Origin of the sequence: Sphingobium ummariense RL-3 (assembly GCF_000447205.1) — a bacterium.
Classification (GTDB): domain Bacteria; phylum Pseudomonadota; class Alphaproteobacteria; order Sphingomonadales; family Sphingomonadaceae; genus Sphingobium; species Sphingobium ummariense.
Map to the genome: position 1 here is coordinate 1 of NZ_AUWY01000017.1, position 3,891 is coordinate 3,891.

Annotated in this window: 6 protein-coding genes; 3 read left to right on the forward strand and 3 right to left on the reverse strand. The window is 64.1% G+C overall.

What is annotated here, in order from left to right:
- A partial coding sequence (locus tag M529_RS25470; RefSeq protein WP_236617625.1) for an outer membrane beta-barrel protein occupies positions 1 to 833 on the forward strand: 833 nt, incomplete at its 5' end.
- Between the two features lie 122 nt (positions 834 to 955).
- On the opposite strand, the gene mobQ is transcribed toward M529_RS25470, so the two are convergent.
- Positions 956 to 2,179 carry a MobQ family relaxase gene (gene mobQ, locus M529_RS25475; RefSeq protein WP_013044869.1) on the reverse strand — a complete coding sequence of 408 codons (1,224 nt, stop codon included), beginning with the start codon at positions 2,177 to 2,179 and terminating at the stop codon, positions 956 to 958.
- Between the two features lie 167 nt (positions 2,180 to 2,346).
- Here mobQ and M529_RS25480 point away from each other — a divergent pair, with 167 nt between their 5' ends.
- Both M529_RS25480 and M529_RS25485 read left to right on the forward strand, forming a co-directional pair.
- Positions 2,347 to 2,622 carry a hypothetical protein gene (locus M529_RS25480; protein WP_013044870.1) on the forward strand — a complete coding sequence of 92 codons (276 nt, stop codon included), beginning with the start codon at positions 2,347 to 2,349 and terminating at the stop codon, positions 2,620 to 2,622.
- Positions 2,615 to 3,055, forward strand: a complete 441-nt coding sequence (locus tag M529_RS25485) for a hypothetical protein (protein ID WP_013044871.1) — start codon at positions 2,615 to 2,617, stop codon at positions 3,053 to 3,055. Before M529_RS25480 ends, M529_RS25485 begins: the two co-directional genes overlap by 8 nt.
- Before the next feature lie 10 nt (positions 3,056 to 3,065).
- On the opposite strand, the gene M529_RS25490 is transcribed toward M529_RS25485, so the two are convergent.
- On the reverse strand, positions 3,066 to 3,386 hold the full coding sequence (locus M529_RS25490; RefSeq protein WP_013044872.1) for a type II toxin-antitoxin system PemK/MazF family toxin: 321 nt from the start codon (positions 3,384 to 3,386) through the stop codon (positions 3,066 to 3,068).
- Complete coding sequence (locus M529_RS25495; protein WP_013044873.1) at positions 3,383 to 3,604, reverse strand: antitoxin MazE family protein; 222 nt, start codon at positions 3,602 to 3,604, stop codon at positions 3,383 to 3,385. Before M529_RS25495 ends, M529_RS25490 begins: the two co-directional genes overlap by 4 nt.
- Positions 3,605 to 3,891: the final 287 nt, after the last annotated feature.

Below are 3,891 nucleotides of genomic sequence, written 5' to 3' on the forward strand. Positions count from 1 at the left end.
CCCCCCCCCCGCTAGGGTCGCGAAAATTAGTCATGTTTCGTGTTTACTTAGGGGGTTTATTAATGAAGAAGATTATTACTTGCGCCGTTCTTGCGTCTGCCGCTCTTGCTACGCCTGCTTTCGCGCAGGATGAAGCCGACAAGGGTATGTATTTCCAACTTCGCACCGGCGTTGCTGACCTCAACAATCCCGATTTCGCCATCATCGACACATGGTCCGAGCCGAACAATCGCCTCGACACGAAGCTCAACACCAAGTCCGCTGCAACCTTTGGCGGTGAGCTGGGCTATGATTTCGGCGGCGTCCGCGTCGGCCTCGAACTGGCCTATCAGCGCAACAAGGTGAAGGGCATCACGCTCAAGAGCCTGAACGGCACCGCGATCACGGCCGAGGACCTCTCCGATGTTGTCGAAGGTCTTGGCGAACTCGACATTATCAGCGTCGATGATTTGGACGGCGTTGACATTAACGGCACCACGATCAGCGCGACCAACGGCTCCGTCGCTAAGCTGCGCCAGCTCGCCGTGATGGCGAATGTCACCTACGATATTCCGCTCGGCGGCAACACGTTCAAGCCCTATGTCGGCGTGGGCCTCGGCGCGGTCGGCTCACACCTCAAGGCGCTGGGCGAGGATGACGGCTCGGTTCGCTTCGCATGGCAGCTCCGCGCCGGTGCAGCCGTGAAGGTGACGAAGGGCATCGATCTGACCGCCGATTACACCTATCGTCAGACCGGCAGCGGCAAGCTGAACTTCGGGGACGAGGACGTGGAATATCGCCTCGGTAAAACCAAGGCTTCGCTGTTTCAGGTCGGTCTGCGCTTTACGCTCTGATCCGCGACCCTCTCAAATCGCGATAAGTGAGAAACCCTCCTGCTCTGCGGGAGGGTTTTTTCTTGGCTATACGATCCGATCATATGCGACCGAATCATATATGATCGGATCGTATATCGCCGTCACAAGCTCATGCCCCGGTCGCGTTGCAGGATCAGCTCCCGCTCACCGATGAGCTGACCCACGGCGCGCGCCATTTTCGGTTCACGCTGGATCTGCTCGATATAAAGATCCTTGGTGTGCTGGTTGGCCCCGTTATAGGCGTCCACCGCCTTGCGGAGCGCTTCCGGGGTCGCCTTCCAGTCGCTGTTATGGTCGCCATAGCCATGCGCGCCCGCCTCGCGCTTCCCGGCGATGGTATTGAACTTCTCGGCCACCCGCTCGCGTTCCCGCACCTGCTGGCGCTCCTGCGCTTCCTGACGGGCGCGATCGGCGGCTAGACGCTCCTGCGCTTCGCGGGCGAGTTGCACCTCGGCCGCCTCGCGCCGATCGCGCTCGACCGCACCGCTCAAGCTGGCCGCAACATCGTGCAGCCTGCCCGCGATCCGCTGCCCCATGTCTCGCAGCCATTCCGTCCCGCGCTCGATATACTGGCGCAGGCCGGCCCGCTCGACGACGCCGGCGTTGTGCTGACCTACCGCCGTCACCGGCTCATAGGCCCGCCCTTCCCGCGCGGCCACCTGCTCGGCCCGCCGCTCCATCGCCGTCGCACTCGGCCCCATATGCACGGTGGGTTCCTGCTCGATCCCCTGCCGCTGGTGACTGCGATGGTCCACCCGGTCGGGGACGTTCGCCAGTTCCAGCGCCCGATTCTGCATCTCGGCCCATCGTTCCCGCCACCGCTCGACCTCGCCGCTCTGCTTCTGGTCCAGCTCGCGCGTCTTTTCCCCCAGCCCCTCAGGGCCAAGGCGGCGCGTCGTCGTCAACAGGTGGGCATGGTGATTGCGCTGGTCGCCCTCGCGACCAGGTGCATGGATCGACACGTCCACCGCCACCCCATGCCGCTCGCTGATTTCCCGCGCGAGGCCCAAGGCCAGCTCCCGGCGCTCGTCGGCCGACAGCTCGACGGGCAGCGCGATTTCATATTCCCGCGCCACGGTCGCGTTCTTGCGCGTCTCCGCCAGCTCGGCCGCGTTCCATAGCCGCTCGCGGTCGGCCGCCCACTCCGGCGCGTCGGTCGGCAACATCAGCTCGCTATGCTCGACGCCCTGCTTGCGGGTGTAATCGTGGACGAGGCCGGTGCGCTCGTCCGTGATTTCGACGCCCGCACGATAGGCTGCCGCCGCCGTCGCGCTGCGACCGGCGGAACGGCCTATCGCCTTCACCGCAAGATGGAAACTCGCCATCGCCGCGCCCTACCTTGCCATGCGGGAGCATGGCGCGGGCGATAGCCCGCTGGGGTGGAGGGGTATCCCCTCCCGCACGCAAACGCAAGTTTGCATAAGTGCGCCCTTCCTCTCTTTCGTTCAGTCGGGTCCGGTGCTATCAATATCACTCAGCGAAAGGATTGTGCATGGCCGCTCCGACGCCAGAGGCTATCGAAAACGCCCGCCGCAAGGTCGAACAGGCCAAGGCCCGGTTGCAGGCATTGGAAGCGCGCGCCGCCACCCTGAACCGCAAACAGGACGCCCGCCGCAAGATCATCCTCGGCGGCCTGCTCCTCGATGCCGCGATGAAAGACCCCGCATGGGAATCCCGCCTCAATGACCTGATGGGCCGGATCAGCCGCGATCAGGATCGCAAGGCGTTCGATGGCTGGACCTTCAAGGGCGGCCCCGCCGATGCCTGACCCGTTAGACCCCGCTGAGTTCGACGCCCCGCCCCCTGCCGATCCCGGCGCGGATTATCGCGTCCTGCTCGATGCGATGCGGCAGGCCGGGGCCGATGGGATCGCGCAGCAGTCGGCCGCGCTGGTCCAGCGGATCGAGCAGGACGCCCGCCAGCGCCTCGAATGGGGGCAACGGATGGGAACGGCGGTCGATGATCTCCAGCGCGTGGCGGGGCAGCTCCAGCGGGTCAGTGCCGGGATATGGTGGGACCGGCTGAAGGAATGGCTCTCGGCCGCCCTGATCGGGCTGGGCCTGATCTTCGCCGCGGCCCTCGCCTACCAGTGGGCGAAGGAACCCAAGATTGAACAGCGGCTATACGGCTGCACCGCACGATGGGACGCCAAAACAGGCAAGTGCAAAGGCGACTGGGTGCCGTTGCAGGCAAGGGAATGACCGACGCCCTTCAAATCAGCCCGACGACAAGGAGCAAGGCGCGGTCCACGGCCTTCATCCGCTCATCGTCAAGCCGCCCGAAAGGCTTGCTGATTTTCGAGCGGGGCAGGGTCGAGAGCTTGTCCACCATCACCTGCGAGAGCACACGCAACCCATTGGCGTTGTCCGGCTCGACGGTGATGCGAAAGGCAGCGTCGCGCACGGCGCTGGTGATCGGGCAGATCACGAGGCTTTCCAGCTCGGCCAAAAGATTCGACTGCACAATGAGGGCCGGGCGAGGCTTGCCGTAGTCACCTTGCAACGAAACCGCGACAATATCGCCTCGCTTCACTGCCAGCCCTCGACCTGCGCCGCCGCTTCCTCGACAAACCGCAGCGCGTCCAGCTCCGCCGGGTCGCCCTTCAACTTCAAGCATTGCTGGCGCACACGCTCCGCGAAGTCAGCCCCGCGCGTGTCGGGAACCCAGAATTGGACGGGCCGAAACCCCGCCGCACGCATCCGCTGGCGGTGCCGATCTACCTTGTCAGCCCTTTGCTTGATCGCGGCCATGTGAATCTCCATAGGTATCATGCTAAGTTACATGATACCTCTTTGACTGCTCCCCCGCAAGTTCCTTCACTCCGATTTGCCTCTGGCGTCCCGCAGGGGCGCCGCCGAGCCTTTGGATGGCACAAAAGCCACCCCCAAGCGCCTCCCTGCGTCCTACGGGCCGGAAATCGCCTCCTACACCCCCTGATAGCCCGTAGGAACTTTGCCGTAGGAACTGCCCTTTGCGGGAATATGCGACCGTATGAGCTGGGCGTCTCCAACCCATAACGCGCGCCGCGATTAGCGGC